This is a genomic window from Bacteroidota bacterium (genome assembly GCA_039111535.1).
In the GTDB taxonomy this organism is placed as follows: Bacteria; Bacteroidota; Rhodothermia; order Rhodothermales; family JAHQVL01; genus JBCCIM01.
This window is the reverse complement of sequence record JBCCIM010000031.1, coordinates 20,759-41,353: the sequence shown is the minus strand read 5'-3', so window position 1 is coordinate 41,353 and position 20,595 is coordinate 20,759. Positions and strand designations below refer to the sequence as shown.

Below are 20,595 nucleotides of genomic sequence, written 5' to 3'. Positions count from 1 at the left end.
GTGGCCAATAATTGGTTGCAGAAGCGGGCTGTCGTGTACTATTAGTGTCCATTAATAAAGAAAAAAATCCACCCATAGATACATGAATCAACCTGTAGTTGATGCACTCCGACTAGTTGTTGCTGATACCTATGCCCTGATCGGCCAGACCCATCTTTGCCACTGGAATGTTCGCGGTCCTTCCTTTTTTTCGCTGCATACCGCTTTTGAAGAACAGTACAATGAACTCTTTGTAGCTGTAGATGAAATTGCAGAGCGGATCCGCGCAAAAGGTGCGCTGGCACCCGGTGGGTTATCCAATCTTTCGAAAATGGCCGGCATCGAAGAAATTGCTGAAGACGCAGGTGCCACAGCGATGGTTCAACACCTGGTCAATGCCAACGAGAAACTACTTGCTGACCTCAAAGCTGCGCGTGATGCCGCCGGCGATGCAAATGATTCGGAAACAGAAGACTTGATGATCGCCCGTATCCAGGTGCACGAAAAAACCGTGTGGATGTTAAAGAGCTTTCTCGAAGTAGCCTGACACTGTCGATGTTCTCTTTACATTGTTTTCGTTTTAAGTACAAAATGGGCCAGTTATTTCACAGCTGGCCCATTTTGTTTATGTATATAAAGCCTATCCCAGAAAGGATATAATGTGGGTGCGGTTTCGAACTAACGCTGATCGCCTGAGAAACAAGGAGCATTTCTGAATACAGCTCACGATCTAAAAAAAGGGCCTCAGCTTTGAAGGTTTTTATAGGTTCTAGTATGAATTATTTTGACACCTTGATCATCTATGTATTTGTTTGTATCTTGCATAGATCATCGAGGTAAAAAATGATTTCTAGAGAATTATCAGCTGCTTCTTCTAAACCCATTGTTCTGGGTGTGCTCAGTAAGGGTGAGAACTATGGGTACGCAATCATTCAAGAAGTAAAACGATTATCGGATGATAAGATTGAATGGAGAGAAGGAGCATTGTATCCGGTTTTGCATCGTTTGGAAAAGCAGGGGTTTATAACTTCGAATTGGCATAAATCTGCTCAGGGACGCAAAAGAAAGTACTACCAAATCACTCAAAAAGGATTGCGTGAGCTTGCTGCTGAAAAAGAGCAGTGGCACGTGGCGAACGCGGTATTAGGACAATTGTGGGGGCCTAAGCTATGTTTAGATTAGAGGACGAGATTCAACGTTGGCGAAAAAGCTTTCAGGAGGATATAGCTTTTACTAACGAAGATATCGATGAGCTAGAGTCGCATCTAAGGGAAACATTTCAACGAAACATACAAGAGGGGATGAATGAATCTGAAGCGTTTCAAGTGGCATCTTTAGCTCTGGGTCAGAGCAAGGCATTGCGTAAGGAATACATTAATGCTAAATCTGCTAGTTGGCTTGCTTTTAGTTTTTTACGAGCACTTTATTTGATCGTAGGGCTTTTTGCGTTTGTCATTGCTCAGGTGTATCAGTTCAAAACTGGCTATGCACCTTCGCTTCTGTATTCAACGAATGTATTTAATGGCTTAAGCGTTTTTGCCATAGTTGCATGGTGGCTCCCTGTTTTGACCATTTTCACCGCCTTTACGTTCATTAAGAATTCTACTGTTAAGCTTTTTGTTATCATCTTGGCTACGCTTTTGATAGTAGATTACATAAGTGCTCCGTATCGGGTATCAAGTTTTATATATGATAATGAAAGCCTATTTCGCACCTCATTTTTAATCCTAGTCATCTCCTTATTCTTTAGGGAAGCCTGGGCTTGGAGATTAACAGTATTGGTTACTGGGGTATATCTTTTCTTTGTAAGCATATCTATGATGCCATCTATTCTCGTGCTGGCTGGCTTACCGGCTGATTCGATACTCATCGTTCTGGTAACGACAGTAGGCGATCCCATTATAGGTGTTATGTTGGGCTACGCATTGTTTAGACAAAAACAAGGAACTATAGCGATAACTAGCATTGCTAAGAATTAGCTTCAGCCATTGGTTATGCTAATTGAAGCGGCAACAGCAGTACGTTTTATAAACGATGGATTACTAGCTCAAACAAGTTGCTAGTAGTTGGTGGAAATGATGCACGCCTTGTTCTCTGGTTGGAGAGAACCTGCCCGTGGTATAAAACCTCGACTGCAAGCCTTTGTGCACGCCTTCTACCACAAACTCATCTTCCCTTTCCACTTTATCCAGCAGTGCACCGGCGCCGGCGTCTAGTTTTTGTTCATCATACACATAAGAGATAAAGGACACCCGCGTTTTGTTCATGCTCAACGGATGCACGATGTTCACAGATAACCCCCAGGGGTAGAAGTTGAACATCATATTTGGAAAAACCCAGTAATAGTACGCCGCCACGTTTTTACCGTAATCGACATGCCCTTCTGGTAAGTCGAATACCTCGTCTCCGCCACTCGAATATCCAATTTGCAACACGGCATGATCGTAGGTCTCCGTAGCATACGAGCCATAGTCCAATGCTTTGTTCAGATCTTCGTGGACAAAAGGGATGTGAAAGCCTTCGAGGTAGTTGTCACAATACAAGGCCCAGTGGCAGTTGACGAGGTAATCCTTGCTCAGCTGCGTGTTGCGTTCAAACGCATGTAGCGGCAGAAAGCCAATACGTTCGTTCATCAAATCCACCAGTTCTGAAAACGCAAAACCTGGATCGAGTGCGGTGAACAAGAAAGGGCCCCATTGCCCAACGGGAAAGGCGTGTAAATCATCGCAGGGCCGGGGGAAGTTTTTTGCTTCCTTGAATTCAGGCATCGATTTGAAGCGGCCATCCAGTGAAAATCGCCGGCCGTGATAGTTGCAAAGCAGTCCTTTGGTGCGGCCGGGATTTTGTATTACAATGTTGCCTCTGTGCGTGCACACATTGGAGCAACAGGTGATGTTATCAGCCCCATCTCTGGCCAATACCATCGGTTCACCAATAAAGTTGTCCAGCAGTACAAAAGGGTGCACAGTATTTTGTAACGGGACGAGGCTTTCATCACCGATCCACAACCAGCTTTTTGCAAATGCCTTTTCTTTCAGTGCTTCAAAAACAGCGGCATCTTTGTAGAAAGCGGCTGGTAAAGTCTCAGCTCGGGTAATGTCAGGATCTACAATGTATTGCATGTGTGGTTGAACGTTACAGGTTACAGGTAGAAGGTTTTTTGTATCATACCAGAGAATCTTGCCCCATAGGTTAGACTTTAGTTAGGGGTGCATTTACGGTGTGTAGATCACTAGCGAAAAGGGATCATGTCCGTCTCAGCCAGACATAAAAAGGGATGCCCATCATCAGCAGGATGAAGCCCAAAAATACCACTTCGTGGCCGCATCCGATGACAATCCACATTGAAAAACAGAACGCCAGTAACGCTACGATAAGTTTGCCTTTTTTACCTTCCTCCTCTTTTTCAAACACCATGAGTCCGTAACTGGCAATAGAGAACAAGTATGGTGTGAGTACAGAAAGTGTTGAGAGCAGCATCATAAATGTAAATGCTTCGACCAGGCTTTTGTGGTAGTTGGTCATCATCAACACAGAAACCAGTATGCTGGATAACACAATCCCGACAGCCGGCGCCCCTGACTTGTTTTGTTTGCCAAAAACTTTGGGGAATAACTTGTCAGTTGCTGCTGCCATTGGGATTTGGCCTTGAATCAGGATCCAGCCATTTAGCGCGCCCAGCGTGGAAATAACTGCACCTAACGCAACGAGTTTTCGCGCTGATTCTCCCCACATTACCGCTGCTGCATCAGCAAAAGGCGCGCTGGAATTAGCAAGTGTTTCAGCCGGAATCAGCGCCATGATCACGGCTGAACTCAGCACATAGGCAACGATGGCAACTACGGTACCCACAACCGTCGCTTTTTTAACAGTGCGCGCCGCATCTTTAATATTAGCGCTTGGAATTGTGGCGCTTTCAACCCCCAGAAAAGCAAAAAAGGTAAGGGTGACTGTCGCGGTAAGCGCAGAAATATTTGACTCGCCGGAGAGGTTAAACACTGGAAATGTGCCGGCGCCTTTCAAGTAGAAAAGCCCCAACAGGCCAATCAGAAAGATGGGGACAACCTTGAGCACGGTGGTAGTCAGTTGCACCACGCCAACGGTTTGCAGGGACTTCGTGTTCACCCAGGTAATCAACCAGATAAAACACAACCCGGTCAGGATTGCCGCCATCGGATTGATTGACAGCACGGGAAAGAAAACGGCCAGGTATCCGACCAACGCTACCGTAATGGCTGCATTGGTAGACCAGATAGAAATCCAATACCCCCAGGCTACAAGAAAGGCTGGAAATTCGCCGAGGCTAATTTTTGTGTAAGCATACGGCCCCCCGGTTGCATCAGGCGCGTATCGACCCAGGTTGCCAAAAACCACGGCGAGCAACATGGCCCCGCCTGCGGCCACAAGCCAACCAAGCAACGAAATGCCTCCGTATAGCGCGAGGGAAGCGGGCAACAGGAAAATTCCTGAGCCAATCATATTCCCGACAACAAGCGCTGTGCTCGGCCAAAAACCTATTTTTTTATCAGCCATGGAGGAAGGTAGGTAACGAAGCTACGATCTCCAACCATAGCAAGTTGAAGCAGTATTGGCCCAAAAGCAAAACGGGAAGGCAGTGAGGCTACCTTCCCGTTTTAGGTTTTAGACGTCAAATGCTGCTAGCTTGCGGCAACTTCACCAAGCATCTGCTGCGCGAGGCCTTTAATAAAGGCTTCATCACCAACTTCGCGGCGCTGTTTGTACATTTCCACAGCATCCGGACCGGCGAGGTAGCGAATGGTATCTGAATCATCGTGCACGGCGTCATATACCACTTCCGCGACTGATTCCGACGTTGAGCTGTGCTCGGTTAGCCCCTCGAAGTTTGCCATCATACGTTGCACTGCCGGCGTATATGCATTCTCGCCTTCGCCCACGTGTTGTTCCATCGCTTCGAGGAAGCCCGTACCTATTGCGCCGGGCTCGAGAATTTTGACTTTGATACCCAATGGGGCAAGCTCAAAGCTCAGCGACTCCGAGAGGCCTTCCATGGCCCATTTGGCTGCGTGATAGAGGCTTACAAACGGCAGGGTAAGCGTGCCGCCGATGGAGGATACGTTGAAGATGATGCCACTTTTCTGCGTGCGCATGGTTGGCAACACGGCTTTGGTGATGTCGATTACACCAAACAGGTGTGTGTCCATCAGCGTTCTGGCCTGCTTGTCTGTTGCATATTCAAGCGGGCCGAAGGTGCCGTAGCCGGCGTTGTTCAGTACAACATCAATGCGACCGAATTTCTCCAGCGTTGTAGCGACGGCATTGTCGATGCTGGCTTTGTCTGTTACATCGAGTTGGATGACTTCAATGTTTTCATGTGCTGCAAGGTCAGCTCCTTTAGCCGGCGTGCGCATGGTTGCTGCTACGTTCCAACCTTTGTCTGCAAACAGTTGTGCTGTTGCTTTACCAATACCTGAAGAGGAGCCTGTTATAAGAATGGTTTGCTTCATGGGTGTTGTATGTTGCTATGCTTTGTTTCTGTGAGTCAGGGTGGTTGCCCCGTTTGGTTCGAGATATACATGTTCAGAAAAATAAATGTTTCAAAAAATGAAATATTTATTTTGGAAACTATTTGTTATCTTTCCGGTAACGTGGGCAATCAGTACAATCCGTTCGATCGATGTCTAATACCGAACAAATAGAAGCGCTGGCCAAGGCGCTGCGCCAACTCGGCTACCTGTATGCAAAGGTAGTTAGTAACCAGCCGGGGATGCCGGCGGATTACAGCAAACAGGAACTCCTGACCGTCGATGTGTTGGGTATGAACGGTGCCTGCCGGATGGGCGAAATCGCGGAGTACCTCGGGGTGGGGCAGAGCGCAATCACATCGCTCATCGACAGGCTGGAAGAAAAAGGGAAGGTTGTGCGCGTACGGAGCAAACAAGACCGCCGCGTTTGGCTTGTAGAGTTGAGCAAAGCCGGACAAGATCTGTTTGAGGTGCAGGCGAAGAACTACCGCACGGTAGCTGAAGAGTTGATTGTACCGCTGGCAGATGAAGAGCGCGATACGTTTATAGCGCTACTGGCAAGAATGACCACGGCGACTACAGTCGAGTAATCAAGTCGAACTCCCTTGTAGGCAAATCCAATGCAAAGCTGTTTCGGTTTAGCTTGATTGGCTTACGCCTGTAGCGCTGCTTTTACCCACAGTGTGCGCCGGATCTGCTTGCATAATTTGAGGTCATTCAGGTTACTGAAGTAAGCTGTGTAAAAGGACACCTCCAGGTTCTATACAGCCGGCGCTCGACTGTGTGAAAGGCAACTGTTTCTGCGGGAAAATCAGCTATGATTTTTCGGGTAACGGGCTATCAATCAGTACACAAGTTCTTCACAATTTGGCGCACGCCTGTGCTGGGCAAGCCGCCACAATTTGAAAACAGTTTCAACAAACTCCTTCCTCTTTTTTGTACCGGTTTAAACACCCTTTTTCAAGGCATGTGAAAACAACTAACCAGCCTTGAAAACTACCCTCATGCATGCAAAAATACCACTTTTTGCCATGCAAGGATTAACACGTCCCTTTATGTTTGCGCGCCTTAATAGGTAAATGGCTTATCGACACGGGCAGATTGGCGCATAGTGATGTAGTACGAATGGCTATCAATTGGCTGCGCTTCAGCATGCCATGTCTCTGAATATCCGCGCCAGAGATAAACACCCCCTTCACCTGTGGATGACAAATAGCGCCCATCCTGTTGCTTTCTTAGGGGGCTTCTTTCTCCTGTTCCCGAGAAGTCCTCCCACCAAGAAGCGTATCCACAATAAACTGCAAGCACACGTTTGGTGACGTACATGCCTCATTTCACAAGAATATTTTCCTGTGTCCTGGCGCTGCTGGTATTCGCATTACTGCCGGCCGCTCAGGTACACGCTCAATTTGTCGATGTTACCGCTGGTGCGGGCATCACGACGCCACATGACGGGAATCCTTCCGACATGGGGGTTGGTGCCGGCGCTGCCTGGTTCGATTATGACCAGGATGGTGACCTCGACTTGTACATGACGATGCGTTTAGGCGCTAACTTCCTGTACGAAAACAATGGCGGCACATTTACCGATGTCGCAGCAACAGCCGGCGTCCAAGACGCATCACACGACGGTGCCGGCGTCGTAGCTGCAGACTTCAACAATGATGGCTGCAAAGACCTTTATCTCGCGAATAGCAATGAAGATGTAATCTTTCAAAACAACTGTGACGGGACGTTTACAGACGTAACCACGGGTTCTGGACTTGAGTCTTCAGGTGCACGACGCGGTACTTCTGCTTCCGTAGGTGACTATGACGGCGACGGTCTACTCGACCTCTACGTTGCAAATCACACACCTGTTGCTGGGTATGGCGTAGTTGACGACAAAACAAAAGATCAAGACTACTTATTCCATAACGACGGAAGCTTTAGCTTTACAGATGTATCTGACGACATGCTGGGTAGCTCAGAGCGTGAAAACGCGAGCTTCATTGGCTCATGGACAGACTTCGACAACGATGGTGACCTCGACATCTACCTGATCCGCGACTGTGGATTTGACGGCTCAGGTGCGATGGATCTCTGGCGGAACGACGGTGGCACCGATGGTGTGACCGATTGGACGTTTACTGAAGTTGCCAGCACAGTTAATGGCAACTGGTGCCAGAACGGTATGGGCGTTGCAGTAGGTGACTACGACCGCAACGGCTTCATGGACCTGTTCTACACCGATAACGGTACAGCTCCAGGTGGTACGGATCCGAACCGCGCCGGCACAATCCTGCTTGCCAACAGCGCAACCGGATTTACCGACGTTACGGATGCAGCTGGCGTTAACACGCTGAACTTCTCCTGGGGTGCAAACTTCTTCGACTACAACCTCGATGGTTTCCTCGATCTCTTCATGGCTGCCGGCTCTGTAAATGACGCCTCTGCTTTGATCGAAGCCAAACTATGGGAGAGCGACGGTCCTGCTTTCACATTTACTGATGTATCAGTTGCACAGGGTGTGAATGACACCGGCCGCGGCCGCGTTAGCATTTATGGCGACTATGACCAGGATGGGGACCCTGACATGTTCTACGTCAACTATGCTGGCGACGTAAAACTCTGGAGAAATGACAACAGCGGTTCTAACAACTGGCTTATTGTCGATCTTGAAGGCGTAACCAGTAACTTAGACGGTATTGGTGCCCGCATCGAACTGACTTCAGCCGGCGGGACCCAGATCCACGAAACCCGCAGTGGTTCAAGCCTGGGTGGCGGTGACGACACCGGTGCCTACTTTGGCGTAGGATCAGACGAAGAAATCGCAAGCATCACTGTTACCTGGCCTTCAGGTACGGTTCAGACGCTGAACAACGTTGGCGTAAACCAGCGCATGAACATCGTGGAAGCCGCAGGCACCACTGATTTCCTCTTCACCAACATGGCTTCTGTATTGGGTGCAGAAGTAACACATGGCGGTGCTACTGATGGCGACATGCCAATTGGTACGGGTAGCGCCTGGTTTGACTATGACAACGATGGCGACCTTGACCTTTACATGACTAACCGCGAAGGCAGCAACTGGCTCTTCCAGAACAATGCCGGCTCCTTCACCGATGTAGCGACTTCAGCTGGTGTTGAAGACGCTTCCGGTACGGGCGCAGGTGTTGCAGTTGCTGACTACAACAATGATGGTTGTGTAGATATCTATCTCGCTAACACCCATTCAGATGTCCTCTACGAGAACAACTGTAATGGCACGTTCACAGATATCACCACGGGATCCGGTCTTGAAATTACCGAAGATCGTCGTGGTACTTCTGCTTCATGGGGTGACTACGACCAGGACGGTCTGCTTGACCTCTACGTAGCACACCACATGCCGGCGCCGGCAGCTACCTTCACGGGTGACTCCGAGCAGGACTACGTATTCCACAACAATGGTGACGGTACATTCACCGATGTATCTGACGAGTTGCTTGGTTTGGATCGCATAGGTCGCGGCTTCATCGCCGGCTGGACCGATTACGACAACGATGGCGACCTCGATATCTTCACGGTTCGTGACTGTCCATTTGGCGCCAACTCTGGCCCAATGCGTCTCTACCGCAACGATGGCGGTACGGACCCTGTTACAGATTGGACGATGACGCAGGTTGCTGAAACCGCTGGTGCTGACTGGTGCCAGAACGGTATGGGTCTCGCAGTTGGTGATTACAACCGCGATGGCAACATGGACCTGTTCTTCACGGACAACGGTGCAACTACTACAGAATACCCTGCTTCTCCGAAGCGCGTGGGTGCTGTACTGTTGCAGGGTGACGGCGCAGGTGGATTCATCGAGACTACGGATGTTGCAGATGTTGACAACAACAAGTTCTCTTGGGGTGCCAACTTCTTTGACTACGACAACGACATGTTCCAGGACCTCTATATGGTTGCTGGTGCTATGGATCCTGCTGTTGCGCTGGAAAACGCGCTCTGGCAGAATGATGGTGACGGTACGTTTACCGACGTATCACTTGCCAGTGGTATGGACGATCCGTTGAACACGCGTACGTCTGCATTTGCTGACTACGATGATGACGGCGACATCGACATGTTTGTTGTGAACTACGGACAGCAGTCTAAACTCTTCCGTAACAACCTGAGCACATCCAACAACTGGATGGCTATCGACCTGCAAGGTGTTGCCAGTAACCGTGATGGTATTGGTGCGCGTGTTGAAGTTGAAACACCAGACGGTGTAACGCAGCACTATGAAATCCGCAGCGGCTCCAGCCTTGGTGCCGGCGATGACCAGGCAGCGTACTTTGGCCTGGGTCTGAACGGATCAGTTACAAGCGTAACCATCAAATGGCCTTCAGGCATCACACAAGTTGAAACTGGTCTGGGTATCAACCAGCGTCACCTGGTTATTGAAGATGTAGCGCCGCCTGCGGCACTGTTCTCTGATGTAACTGCTGCTGCTGGCGTTAATCTGGCGCACGATGGTGGTGCTGTTGCCGACATGGGCATGGGTACGGGTGCAGCCTGGTTCGATTACGACAACGATGGCGACCAGGACCTCTACGTTACCATGCGTACCGGTGCTAACTTCCTCTACCAGAACAACGGCGGCTCGTTCACGGATGTGGCTGCTGCAGCTGGTGTACAGGATGCAACCAATGACGGTGCCGGCGTAGCTGTTGCTGACTTTGACAACGACGGCGACAAGGACCTCTTCCTTGCCAATGGCGACAATGACGTACTCTACCGGAATAACGGTGACGGTACGTTCACAGACATCACGTCTGGTTCTGGCCTTGAGTCTTCTGAAGAACGCCGCGGTACAACAGCATCATGGGGCGACTACAACCAGGACGGTTTTGTTGACCTCTACGTTGCAAACCACATGAACATTGCTGCCAACACAGCAACGGGTGCCACTGAGCAAATCAAAGCACAGGACTACATCTACCACAACGATGGAGATGGCACGTTCACCGATGTATCTGACATGTTGATGGGTACAACGCGTGAAGGCATGGGCTTCATTGGTGGATGGACTGACTACGATGCTGATGGCGACCTTGATGTCTTTGTTGTACATGACTGCCCATTTGATGGCACGTCACCACAGCAAGTCTACCGCAATGATGGCGGAACAGACGGTGTAACGGATTGGACCTTCACCGAAGTAGCTGGAACGATCAATGCTGACTGGTGCCAGAATGGTATGGGGCTCGCAGTAGGTGACTACGACCGCGACGGCGACTTTGACCTGTTCATCTCTGACAACGGAAACGACGGTACAATTCCTGTTGGTCAGATGGGACGCGCCGGCACAGTGCTGCTTCGCAACGACGGTGGCACCTTCACCGATGCTACGGACATTGCAGGTGTTTCTTCATTGAACTGGTCATGGGGTGCAAACTTCTTCGACTATGACAACGACGGCTTCCAGGATCTCTACCTTGCAGCCGGCGCGATGAACTCAGACACCGAAGTTGTAGAATCTGTACTCTGGAATAACGACGGAGACGCAACCTTCACGGATGTCTCTGCTTCTAGTGGTGGACTCAATGATCCAACACGGACACGTACCAGTGTTTATTCTGACTACGATCAGGATGGTGACCTCGACATGTTCATCGTGAACTATGCCGGCGACACCAAACTCTACGAAAACAACGACAACGGCCTGAACAACTGGATTGCTTTCGACCTCGAAGGGGTATCCAGTAACCGCGATGGTATCGGTTCTCGCCTTGAGTTGTTGACTTCTGACGGTGTTACGCAGTACTACGAAACCCGTAGTGGTTCAAGCCTTGGTGGCGGTGACGATCTCGGCGCGCACTTCGGTATCGGTTCTGCAACATCTATTACAAGCCTTACCATCACCTGGCCATCTGGTATCGTTCAGGTTGAGACAGGCCTGGGAATGAACCAGCGCCATCTCATCGTTGAGAGTGGTATCGCAGGTGGTGTCCTTACAGTTGATCCAGCCAGCGTTGACTTTGGCCAGATCAATGAAGGATCCAGCTCTGCACCGCAGACGATGACATTGAACAACGTTGGTTCAGCAGATCTTGATGTTACGGCTGTAACAATCACAGGTACCGATGCCGGCGACTTTAGCCACACGTTTGCAGGTGGTCCGCTGACTATTGCTGCTGGTGGCCAGAGCACGTTCGACGTAACCTTCTCGCCAATGGCAACGGCAGCACCAGCGATGATGCTTCCTGAAGGTGTACTCTACCGTGTCAACGCTGGTGGTTCACTGGTTGATGACTGGGAAGAAGATACGGACGCAGTACCATCTACGTACCTGCTTGCTGGCTCTACCAACATCGAAACCGATTCACCAACGCCAACGCTGGATGCTTCTGTACCAGCTGGCACGCCAACCGATCTCTTCACAACGATGCGCCTCGATGCTAACCAGCCCGAGCCATTCATGGAGTGGGACTTCCCGGTTGCTGTAGGTGAAGAATACCAGGTACGCCTGTTCTTCGTGGAAATGTCTCGCTGTTCTGCTGGCAACCGCGTATTCGATGTAGAAATCGAAGGCACGCTTGTTCAGGATAACTTCGACGTATTTGCTGAAGCTGGCAACGCCTGTAACGTTGGTATCATGCGTGAGTACACGATCACAGCTACCGATGCTAACCTGGACATCAACTTCCCGCTGGAAAACGGCAAACCTTCTGTGCTTGCTGGTATCGAGATCCTCGGATCTGACGGCACGACAACAGATCCGCGCGCTGCGCAGTTGATGATCGAACACGATGGTGAAAACCCAACGGTTAATGTTGACCTGAGCGGTGAATCAGTGACTACAGGTGGTGGGGTGTCAGTCCTTACCGTCGATCCTGTAAGCATCGACTTCGGCCAGGTGGGTGAAGGTTCTTCTTCAGCACCTTCAACCGTGACGCTGACCAACACGGGTGTTGCCTCTGTTGATGTAAGCTCAATCGATGTAACAGGTACAGACGCTGGCGACTTCAGCCACGACTTCATTGCACCTGTTACCATCGCTGGTGGCTCAACGAGCACCTTCGACGTAACCTTCTCACCGACAGCTTCTGCCGGACCAGAGATGTTGTTACCTGAAGGCGTACTCTTCCGTGTAAATGCTGGTGGTTCACTGGTTGACGACTGGGAAGAAGATTCGGCGACAACGCCATCTGCTTACCTGCTCGCAGGATCCTCCAACATCGAAACGGATTCACCAACGCCAACCCTGGATGCCTCTGTACCAGCAGGTACACCGGTTGACCTCTTCACGGCCATGCGCCTTGATGCTGATCAGCCTGAGCCATACATGGAGTGGGACTTCCCTGTAACTGCAGGTGAAGAAATTGAAATCCGCCTGTTCTTTGTTGAAATGTCGCGTTGCTCTGTTGGCAACCGCGTATTCGACATCGAAGTTGAAGGCACCACAGTACTCGAAGATCTCGACATCTTCACTGAAGCCGGCAGCGCTTGTAACGTGGGCATCATGCGCTCGTTCATCGTAACGCCGCTGGACGCCAACCTCGACATCAACTTCCCGCTTGAAAACGGTAAGCCGTCTGCCCTGGCAGCGATCGAGATTGTTGGTTCTTCAGGTGTTAGCACGAGCATGCGCGAAGGCCAGCTTGTGATCAACAACACAGGCCTAAACCCAGTACTCAACGTTGACCTCGCTGGTGAAGCTACGGCTGCAAGCGGCGCAACACTGATCGCTACGCCTACAGATATCGACTTCGGTCAGGTAAACGAAGGTTCTGCTTCTGCACCGATGACAATCACGCTGACAAACAACAGCGCGGAAGACATCGATGTGACGGCTGTTTCGATCACAGGCACGGACGCAAGCGACTTTAGCCACGATCTCACAGCGCCGGTAACGGTCGCTGCAAGTAGCGTAGGTTCGTTTGATGTAACCTTCACACCGGCACCGGTAACAGGACCAGAAATTCTGGCCCCTGGCGACGTACTGTACCGCGTCAACGCTGGTGGTGGCAATGTAGATGATTGGGAGAAAGACTCTCAGGCTTCTCCATCCGTGTACATTGTACCTGGATGCTGCAACACGGAATCTGAGCCAGTCACAGCTACGGCAGACGCAACGGTTCCTGCAGGTACACCGCTTGACATTTTTGAAAGCAAGCGTAAAGATGCCAACCAGCCAGAACCCTACATGGAATGGGCATTCCCGGTCACAGCCGGTACCACCTATGAAGTCAACCTGTACTTCGTAGAGCTGTCTCGCTGTGCTGTGGGTAGCCGTACGTTCGATGTTGAAATCGAAGGGGTAACCGAGCTGAGTGGTTTCGATGTGTACGCCGAGGCCGGCAACGCCTGTAACGTAGGAACGATGCGTTCCTTCAATGTTACGCCAGCGGATGCCAGCATCGACCTCAGCTTCCCGCTCGCCAATGGCAAGCCTTCAATCGTGGCCGCTATCGAGATCATCGAAGCAATCACGAGCGCGCCATCAATCAGAACGGGACAGGTGAACATCGAGCACACTGGTTCAAACGGTACGCAGATCGTTCAGTTGACTGGTGAAGCTACAGAGAATCCAGCCGGCGCTCCTGTCGCTGCCTTCTCTGAAGTAGCCGCTGACCTGACCGTAACCTTCACAGACGAAAGCACGGATGACGGCACGATCGTATCGTGGGCATGGGACTTCGGTGATGGCAACTCATCTACCGATCAGAACCCTGTGCATGTGTACGCTGCATACGGTACCTACAATGTCTCATTGACGGTAACGGATGACCTCGCGAACACCAACACGGTGGCTCATGACGTACTGGTTGCAGATCCAAATGCAACAGGTCCGTTCATCGAAGAGAATGGTCTGGTTGTGATGGAAGTCGAAAACTTCGATACCAACACCGACAACGGTGGTCACATGTGGATCTCAAGCACAAGCGAGGCTGACTTCAGTGGCGCTGGTGCAATGGTTGCTGATCCGAACACGGGCACGCTGATCAAGAAGAACGGCGTATCTGGTAGCCCGCACATGACGTACGAAGTAGACATCACGAACACCGGTTCGTATGTCGTCTGGGTGCGCATGTTTGCTGCTACAACGGATGACAACTCTGTCCACGTTGGTCTTGCTGGCAACCCATCTGCTTCTAAGATGGAGACGCTGACCGTTGGCTCCTGGGTATGGACCAACGTCAATACCAAAGGCGCCGTACAGTCGCTTGGTATCACGTCAGCCGGCACCAACACGATCGACATCTGGATGCGCGAAGACGGCACCATGATCGACAAAATCCTCCTCACGCAGGATGGCAGCTTTGTACCGTCAGGACAGGGTCCTGCAGAAAGCCCACGTGGTGGTGCTGCAACAGCTGCTAAATTCGGTCAGGACATGCTGTCAATCGACAACGTTGTTGATCTGCCAACTGAGTTTGCACTCAAGTCCAACTATCCGAACCCATTCAATCCAACCACAAACATTGCTTTCGATATTCCAGAAGCAACGGATGTGAGACTGGAAGTCTACGACATGATGGGTCGCCGGGTAGCGACGCTGATCAATGGTAGCCTGGATGCAGGTCGCTACGAAGCCGTGTGGAACGCACGCAGCGATTCTGGCTCCATGGTTGCAAGTGGTGTGTACATCTACCGCCTGCGCGCCGGCTCTTTCGAGTCTGTCAAGCAGATGGTTCTGATGAAGTAAACAGACCATAACCGATTTAAAAACCCCGTCCTGGCTTACGCCGGGACGGGGTTTTTTATTGTCGGGCTTACAGATGTCGCAGTTGTCTGGAGAAGTAAACCGCAAGCAGGCTGGTCAGGATCAACAGGCTACCACCCATGCCTAGATTCATGGTCAAGTTGATCACCCACACATTATCGAATGCATACGCTAAACCTCCAGACAGGCAACTGAAACCGTTGATCAGCAGGAAGATGCGAATACACACCTGCAGCCGGTTTCCCCGGAAAAGCGGCGCCATGCATAGCGATGCCAGGCCCAGAAAAAGCGTCATGCCAAGCATGCCTATCGATAAGATGCCGGCATACGGATAAAACTGAATAAATTGTTCGATCCCCGATGTGTAAATCCCTTTTGCACCAAGTCGTACGGTTGTTAGTTGCACAAAGTACATGGTTGTGGTAAGTACACAAAAACCAATAGCAAACGCGCTACCAAGGCGCGCCCAGTATTGTTTAGCCGGTGGTGTTATTTCATGTAGACTGAACGCCATGATGACAAACAGTGGGCAGAAAAGTAGCATGCAACATTGTGCGATGTACTTGAGGGCCTGATCGGTTTGTTGGGTGTACGCAAGGTAGTCGGGTAAAGTGGTCCATGCTGCCGGCATCTGCGGATTATTGGCTATTAGGGCAATAAAGCAGAAGGTAAAGGCAAGTAGCAAAATGCTGCCCAGAACTGCGGACCCAAAGCCCAGGAAACTGGATGTATTGTTCATCTCGAATATTGGGAAAAATGGGGAAAATGAGCGACTGAGAAGGGTACCGGCTATACATTATGCTTCAGCGCATAATGCTCTAGGGCTAACCAAGGATGATGTTAGTGTCAAAGAAAAAGAGAGGCGCCGGCTCAAAGGGTGGGTGGAGGTCGGCTTTGTAGATGAAATGTGAACCCTGGTGAAAAAACGGGCAACAGTGAGGTTGTTGCGCACGGAGGCGCGGACGCAAGTGTTGCTGGATGCGGTAGCTCGACCGTGAAATACGTTGGCAGTCCTGTATCTTCGCTAAGCAGCGCAAGGGCCGACTTTTGCTCCAAGGATGCGTTTTCTACGAGCGTAGTTTGTACAACAAGCTGCGTATACGCACTATGACCGATCAGAAGATCGGTTGCATAGCCGTTGAGCCCGAGGGGAATAAAGAAAAAGATAGACAGCAGTTGCAACATGGCAAGTATGCGTCAAAGCCCATTTGTGTTGTACATGCTACAGCATACAGTAATCCCTCAAAAGTTGCCAGGGAGGATTTTCGAATACCGAATTTCGAGTGCCGAATGTATGAGGAATGGCGTTATCCTTCGTCCATGTCACCTCGATCGTAGCCGAGGGATCTCTGTCGGGATGGCACAACCCATCATTCACGTCATCCCCAGCTTGACTGGGGATCCACAGGCATGGCTAGAGGTGTTGGATTTGTTTGTGATAGCATCTGCTAGCCGGGTGGATGCCCAATCAAGTTGGGCATGACGGGTAAGTGAGCGGTCTTTGCGTGCCGAATGTCGAATTTCGAGTGCCGAATGTATGAGGAATGGAGTAATACTGTATCCATGTCATCCCGAGCGTGGCCGAGGGATCTAGGCGAGCATATCACATTGGATTACTTGTTTCCTGGCAGTGCCAACGCACCCTGGGTACCGGATTAAATCCTGCATGACGTTGAGGAAGACTGTGCAATAATCCTCGGAAGCACGAGAACACACTCCCCATCACAAGTTGTCAGCTAAAATAGCGCTTGCCTCGTCTTTCCATTGTTGTTCAACAAGTGAGTGGGCCTGGAACGCATTGTTGCCGGCCTCAAGCAGTGCAACAGCTTCTTTTTTCTGATCGAGATGGTATCGCGTTATACCATCCAGGCTCTGCGCGATGGCAATATGGGGATGGGATTTTGGTAGAAGCGCCAGGCGCATGGCAAGCGCGTCTTCCGTGTAAGGTGCAGCCGCTGCGTACGCCTGATTTTCCAGCAAATACATCGCTTGCCAGAGGTAGATATCTGCTATCTTTGTATGCTTGGCTTCGGGATCGTTATTGCGTGTTTGTTCGGCAGCCGCGAGGGCCCTTTGCAGGTAGTCTTCGATTTCTCTCCGTGATGCATCAGCTTCTCGCAGAATGTTAGCGTACTGTCCAAAGTAATAGCCTGTCTCGATGTTTAACTGATCATTCCTGGTTGTTATTTGCCGGTTGATATTTTGAAATATTGCTTTGGCAGCTTCGTGATTGCCCATTTTGGATAATACAACGCCGAGGTTGCGCGCTGTAGATAATACGCGATGATGTTTGGGGCCCAGCAAAACTGTCTGCAAGCCGTTGGCATATTGTAGCGCGTCCCTTGCATCTGCAAATTTGCCTTCGTGAATGTAATACACGGCCAGGTTATTCCAGGCGTTGGCTGTTTGTACGGATGAGTCGCGTTTTACCGTCCGCAGCCTGCTGATCACATCTTTTTGAATGGTTATTGCTTGCGGGGTATCACCCATTTGATTCAGGCTTGAAGCCAGATTGCCCATGACGGCCAGGATGTTGGGGTGGTTTTTGTCGAGGATTTGCTCAAGGATATCCAGCGAGGCGCGATAATTCTCCTCTGCAAGGCTATAATTGGAGGTCAATAAATGGAACGTAGCCAGGGCATTCAGGCCGTCCGCAATTTCAATGTCATTCGCCGGCAAAATTTCTTGCCTAATCTGTAGCGAAGATTCCAGTAGCGCCTGTTTTTCCAATACGTCGCTGGTGGCCAAGGCAAGAAGTTGCATGCTTTTGGCAACGCGAGGATGTGTTTCTCCAAATACTGCTTTGTTGTGGATGAGCAGTTTTTCGAACATGACTTTGCCCTTTTCTCGCTGCCCCAAACGCCAGGTTTGTGTGGCCAACGCCATCAGATAACCCGTTGTCACCGAGTCTGCTGGGCCGCGTAGTTTGCGTTGCATTTCATAGGCGTCTTCCAGCAGTCCCTGTGCTTCGCGGTATTGTCCCTGTGCCGCATACATTTGGCCCAGCGTGAAAGTCATTTGTGCTTTAAGTTGAGGGTCGTCTTCTACCTCTTGCAAGACCTTCCTGGCCCCCTTCTCTACAAAGGTGCCCACGCGGAGCGTATCGCCACCGGGGGTAACATTAGGATTAGCGGTCTCAAAGAGGCTGACAAGCAGGCCTACCATTTTCTCAGCACGGGTCTTTTCAACCTGTGCTGTGTCGCGTTCCACGCGGAGCAGCGAACCCTGGTAGGTTGCAAAAATACTGAATGCTATCAGGGTTGTAATGGCGAAGGTAGTGAAGAGTACCGCAGCCCGGTGCCGGCGCACAAATTTTTGCATGCGGTACAGCGTCTTGTCTTTCTGCGCGCGAACAGGCAGTCCCTTCAAAAACCGGGAGATGTCTTCTGTTAATTGCTCTGCAGAACTGTATCGCCGCGCAGGCTCTTTGCGCATGGCCATGAGTACGATATTGTCGAGATCACCCCGGAGCATTTTTTTGAGCCTGTTCAACCCTATGCCGCGTGCTTTGCTAACCGCTTTAGGAGAATACGTTGCTGCAGTGTCTTCTTGTTTTGTGGCTACGGTAAGTGCTGTGCTTGGTCGTGTGGGTGCTACTTCGCAGATGATCCGTTCGATTTCTGATTGCCGGCGATTTTTGAGGTGGTAGGGGCGTCGGCCGGCAAGAATTTCGTATAACAAAATCCCCAGCGCGTACACATCGGTCGCCGTTGTGATGGCTTCGCCTTTTACCTGTTCTGGGGCTGCATATTCGGGTGTCATCAACCGCATTTGTGATTGCGTGATGGCAAGAGACATTTCCCAGTCGGGATCGAGGAGTTTGGCTATGCCAAAATCGAGCAGTTTTACGACGCCTTCTCCTGTGACAAGAATATTGGATGGCTTGAGGTCGCGGTGTACAATGAGGTTGCGATGGGCGTGCTGCACAGCATTGCAGACGGTGGTGAATAATGCAAGGCGTTCATTGATGGACAACGCGTGATCATCGCAATACTGGGTAATCGGGATGCCTTCCACGTATTGCATCACGAGATAGGGTCGGCCGTTGTTGTCGATGCCTCCGTCGAGTAACTGCGTGATGTTTGGATGGGTGAGCCGTGCCAGTACCTGCCGCTCCATGCGGAAGCGCGCCATAATCTGGTTGTTTCGATAGCCAGGCCTGACAAGCTTGAGGGCCACGTGCTGTTTATACTGCGCATCATCTCGTTGCGCGAGGTAGACCTCGCCCATGCCTCCCTCACCGATGAGTTTCTCCAGGCGGTAATGCCCAATATGTGTGCCGACAAGGTCGATTGCTTCGGGGCTATCGTCTTCTGTTAGCAGCCGTTCTTCGAGGGCCATGGCCATGCTGCCTTCGTTGGCTTTTAACATGGCGACAAGTTCTTTATGCAACGCCTCGTCATCTGCACAGGCATCCGTCAGAAATGCAGCCCTGTCCACATGCGTCAGCTCAAGTGCCGCATTAAAGAGTGCTTCCAGTTTTTTCCAGCGTTGCGTGTCCATCCTGCAGAGGGCTTTATTAGTTTAGCGATATTTGATGACGGATGTGGACAGAGGGGATTGCTGAATGTTGATTTGCTCCAGTCTGTTATGCTGCTCTTGATAAGTCTAACAGAGCCGTGCGAAGGATCTCTGCCAGGCCTGCACATTCTTTGAATATCGAATATCGGGCAAGGAATGTCGAATGTCGAAGTTTAGCTTTCCTTCAACCTTCAACCTTCAACCTTCCCTACAACCTCTTTCCTTAACCAGGCTTTTGCCGTATTCCAGCAGCGTTGGACAGAGCGTTTGGAGATGCCCATAATTTCTGCCGTTTCGTCGAGCGTGAGGCCGCCGAAGAAGCGGTACTGCACAACCTGGCCGGCGCGCTCGTCGATGGCAGCGAGGCGGGCGAGTGCGCCGTCGAGCACGAGTACCTCGTCAGCTTCTCTGTCCGAAAGAAATGCCTCTACGGTTTCCAGCGATACCTTCATCTGTTCACCGCCGCGTTTCTGTCGTTTTTTGGTTCTTGCGTAGTCTACGAGAATGTTGCGCATAGACTGGCTCGCAACTGCCATGAATTCACCGCGGTCGGCCGGCGTAATTTGTTGCTGATTGACAAACTTCAGGTAGACTTCGTTCACAAGTGCCGTTGCGCCCAGCGTATGGTTTGCACGTTCCCGTTTGAGTCGCTGCTGTGCAATAAGATGGAGTTCTTCATACATCAGTGGAATAAGCGCATCGAAGGCAGATGTGTCGCCTTCCTGGAGCTGGCGTAGCCAGCGTGTGATCGTTCCTGGTTCTTGCATATCCGTGCGCCAAGCTGTGGATGGGGCCACAATCATACAAAATAAGACTTTTCTAACTTGTAATCGCTACCTAACCCATCCTCGCAGGTCGGCAAAAAGCATAAAAATTGGGTGCGTGCAAAATAGTTTGGCCATGTTCCGTCTTTTC

General features: G+C 50.7%; 11 protein-coding genes. 5 read left to right on the top strand and 6 right to left on the bottom strand.

Annotated elements, in window-relative coordinates; translation table 11 throughout:
- The first annotated feature begins 82 nt into the window (after positions 1-82).
- From AAF564_07295 to AAF564_07285, 3 genes are all read left to right on the top strand, one after another.
- Complete coding sequence (locus tag AAF564_07295; GenBank protein MEM8485338.1) at positions 83-526, top strand: DNA starvation/stationary phase protection protein; 444 nt, start codon at positions 83-85, stop codon at positions 524-526.
- 296 nt (positions 527-822) lie between these two features.
- The gene (locus AAF564_07290; GenBank protein MEM8485337.1) at positions 823-1,161 is read left to right on the top strand and encodes a PadR family transcriptional regulator; all 339 of its coding nucleotides are present in this window, start codon (positions 823-825) and stop codon (positions 1,159-1,161) included.
- On the top strand, positions 1,149-1,958 hold the full coding sequence (locus AAF564_07285; GenBank protein ID MEM8485336.1) for a permease prefix domain 1-containing protein: 810 nt from the start codon (positions 1,149-1,151) through the stop codon (positions 1,956-1,958). The genes AAF564_07290 and AAF564_07285 overlap by 13 nt, the downstream gene beginning before the upstream one ends.
- Positions 1,959-2,021: 63 nt before the next feature.
- On the opposite strand, the gene AAF564_07280 is transcribed toward AAF564_07285, so the two are convergent.
- From AAF564_07280 to AAF564_07270, 3 genes are all read right to left on the bottom strand, one after another.
- Positions 2,022-3,101 carry an aromatic ring-hydroxylating dioxygenase subunit alpha gene (locus AAF564_07280; GenBank protein ID MEM8485335.1) on the bottom strand — a complete coding sequence of 360 codons (1,080 nt, stop codon included), beginning with the start codon at positions 3,099-3,101 and terminating at the stop codon, positions 2,022-2,024.
- A gap of 124 nt (positions 3,102-3,225) precedes the next feature.
- Entirely contained in the window at positions 3,226-4,512 is a 1,287-nt protein-coding gene (locus AAF564_07275; GenBank protein MEM8485334.1) for an amino acid permease, read from the bottom strand.
- Between the two features lie 125 nt (positions 4,513-4,637).
- Positions 4,638-5,465: an SDR family oxidoreductase gene (locus AAF564_07270; protein MEM8485333.1), complete on the bottom strand. Its 828-nt coding sequence runs from the start codon at positions 5,463-5,465 to the stop codon at positions 4,638-4,640.
- Positions 5,466-5,635: 170 nt separating this feature from the next.
- Here AAF564_07270 and AAF564_07265 point away from each other — a divergent pair, with 170 nt between their 5' ends.
- Positions 5,636-6,073, top strand: coding sequence for a MarR family transcriptional regulator (locus AAF564_07265; GenBank protein ID MEM8485332.1), 438 nt, complete (start codon positions 5,636-5,638; stop codon positions 6,071-6,073).
- 734 nt (positions 6,074-6,807) lie between these two features.
- Positions 6,808-15,141 (top strand): FG-GAP-like repeat-containing protein, encoded by an 8,334-nt coding sequence (locus AAF564_07260; protein MEM8485331.1) that lies wholly within the window; start codon positions 6,808-6,810, stop codon positions 15,139-15,141.
- 67 nt (positions 15,142-15,208) lie between these two features.
- Here AAF564_07260 and AAF564_07255 read toward each other — a convergent pair whose 3' ends face one another.
- From AAF564_07255 to AAF564_07245, 3 genes are all read right to left on the bottom strand, one after another.
- Positions 15,209-15,898 carry a hypothetical protein gene (locus tag AAF564_07255; GenBank protein MEM8485330.1) on the bottom strand — a complete coding sequence of 230 codons (690 nt, stop codon included), beginning with the start codon at positions 15,896-15,898 and terminating at the stop codon, positions 15,209-15,211.
- A gap of 983 nt (positions 15,899-16,881) precedes the next feature.
- Positions 16,882-19,662, bottom strand: coding sequence for a protein kinase (locus AAF564_07250; GenBank protein ID MEM8485329.1), 2,781 nt, complete (start codon positions 19,660-19,662; stop codon positions 16,882-16,884).
- Positions 19,663-19,871: 209 nt separating this feature from the next.
- Complete coding sequence (locus AAF564_07245; GenBank protein MEM8485328.1) at positions 19,872-20,447, bottom strand: ECF-type sigma factor; 576 nt, start codon at positions 20,445-20,447, stop codon at positions 19,872-19,874.
- Positions 20,448-20,595: the final 148 nt, after the last annotated feature.

Excerpts from the sequence above, each read along its gene's own strand:
- AAF564_07270 (MEM8485333.1), bottom strand. The coding sequence starts at position 5,465 with ATGAAGCAAACCATTCTTATAACAGGCTCCTCTTCAGGTATTGGTAAA.
- AAF564_07275 (MEM8485334.1), bottom strand. The coding sequence starts at position 4,512 with ATGGCTGATAAAAAAATAGGTTTTTGGCCGAGCACAGCGCTTGTTGTC.
- AAF564_07280 (MEM8485335.1), bottom strand. The coding sequence starts at position 3,101 with ATGCAATACATTGTAGATCCTGACATTACCCGAGCTGAGACTTTACCA.
- AAF564_07250 (MEM8485329.1), bottom strand. The coding sequence starts at position 19,662 with ATGGACACGCAACGCTGGAAAAAACTGGAAGCACTCTTTAATGCGGCA.
- AAF564_07290 (MEM8485337.1), top strand. The coding sequence starts at position 823 with ATGATTTCTAGAGAATTATCAGCTGCTTCTTCTAAACCCATTGTTCTG.
- AAF564_07260 (MEM8485331.1), top strand. The coding sequence starts at position 6,808 with ATGCCTCATTTCACAAGAATATTTTCCTGTGTCCTGGCGCTGCTGGTA.
- AAF564_07285 (MEM8485336.1), top strand. The coding sequence starts at position 1,149 with ATGTTTAGATTAGAGGACGAGATTCAACGTTGGCGAAAAAGCTTTCAG.
- AAF564_07295 (MEM8485338.1), top strand. The coding sequence starts at position 83 with ATGAATCAACCTGTAGTTGATGCACTCCGACTAGTTGTTGCTGATACC.
- AAF564_07245 (MEM8485328.1), bottom strand. The coding sequence starts at position 20,447 with ATGCAAGAACCAGGAACGATCACACGCTGGCTACGCCAGCTCCAGGAA.
- AAF564_07255 (MEM8485330.1), bottom strand. The coding sequence starts at position 15,898 with ATGAACAATACATCCAGTTTCCTGGGCTTTGGGTCCGCAGTTCTGGGC.
- AAF564_07265 (MEM8485332.1), top strand. The coding sequence starts at position 5,636 with ATGTCTAATACCGAACAAATAGAAGCGCTGGCCAAGGCGCTGCGCCAA.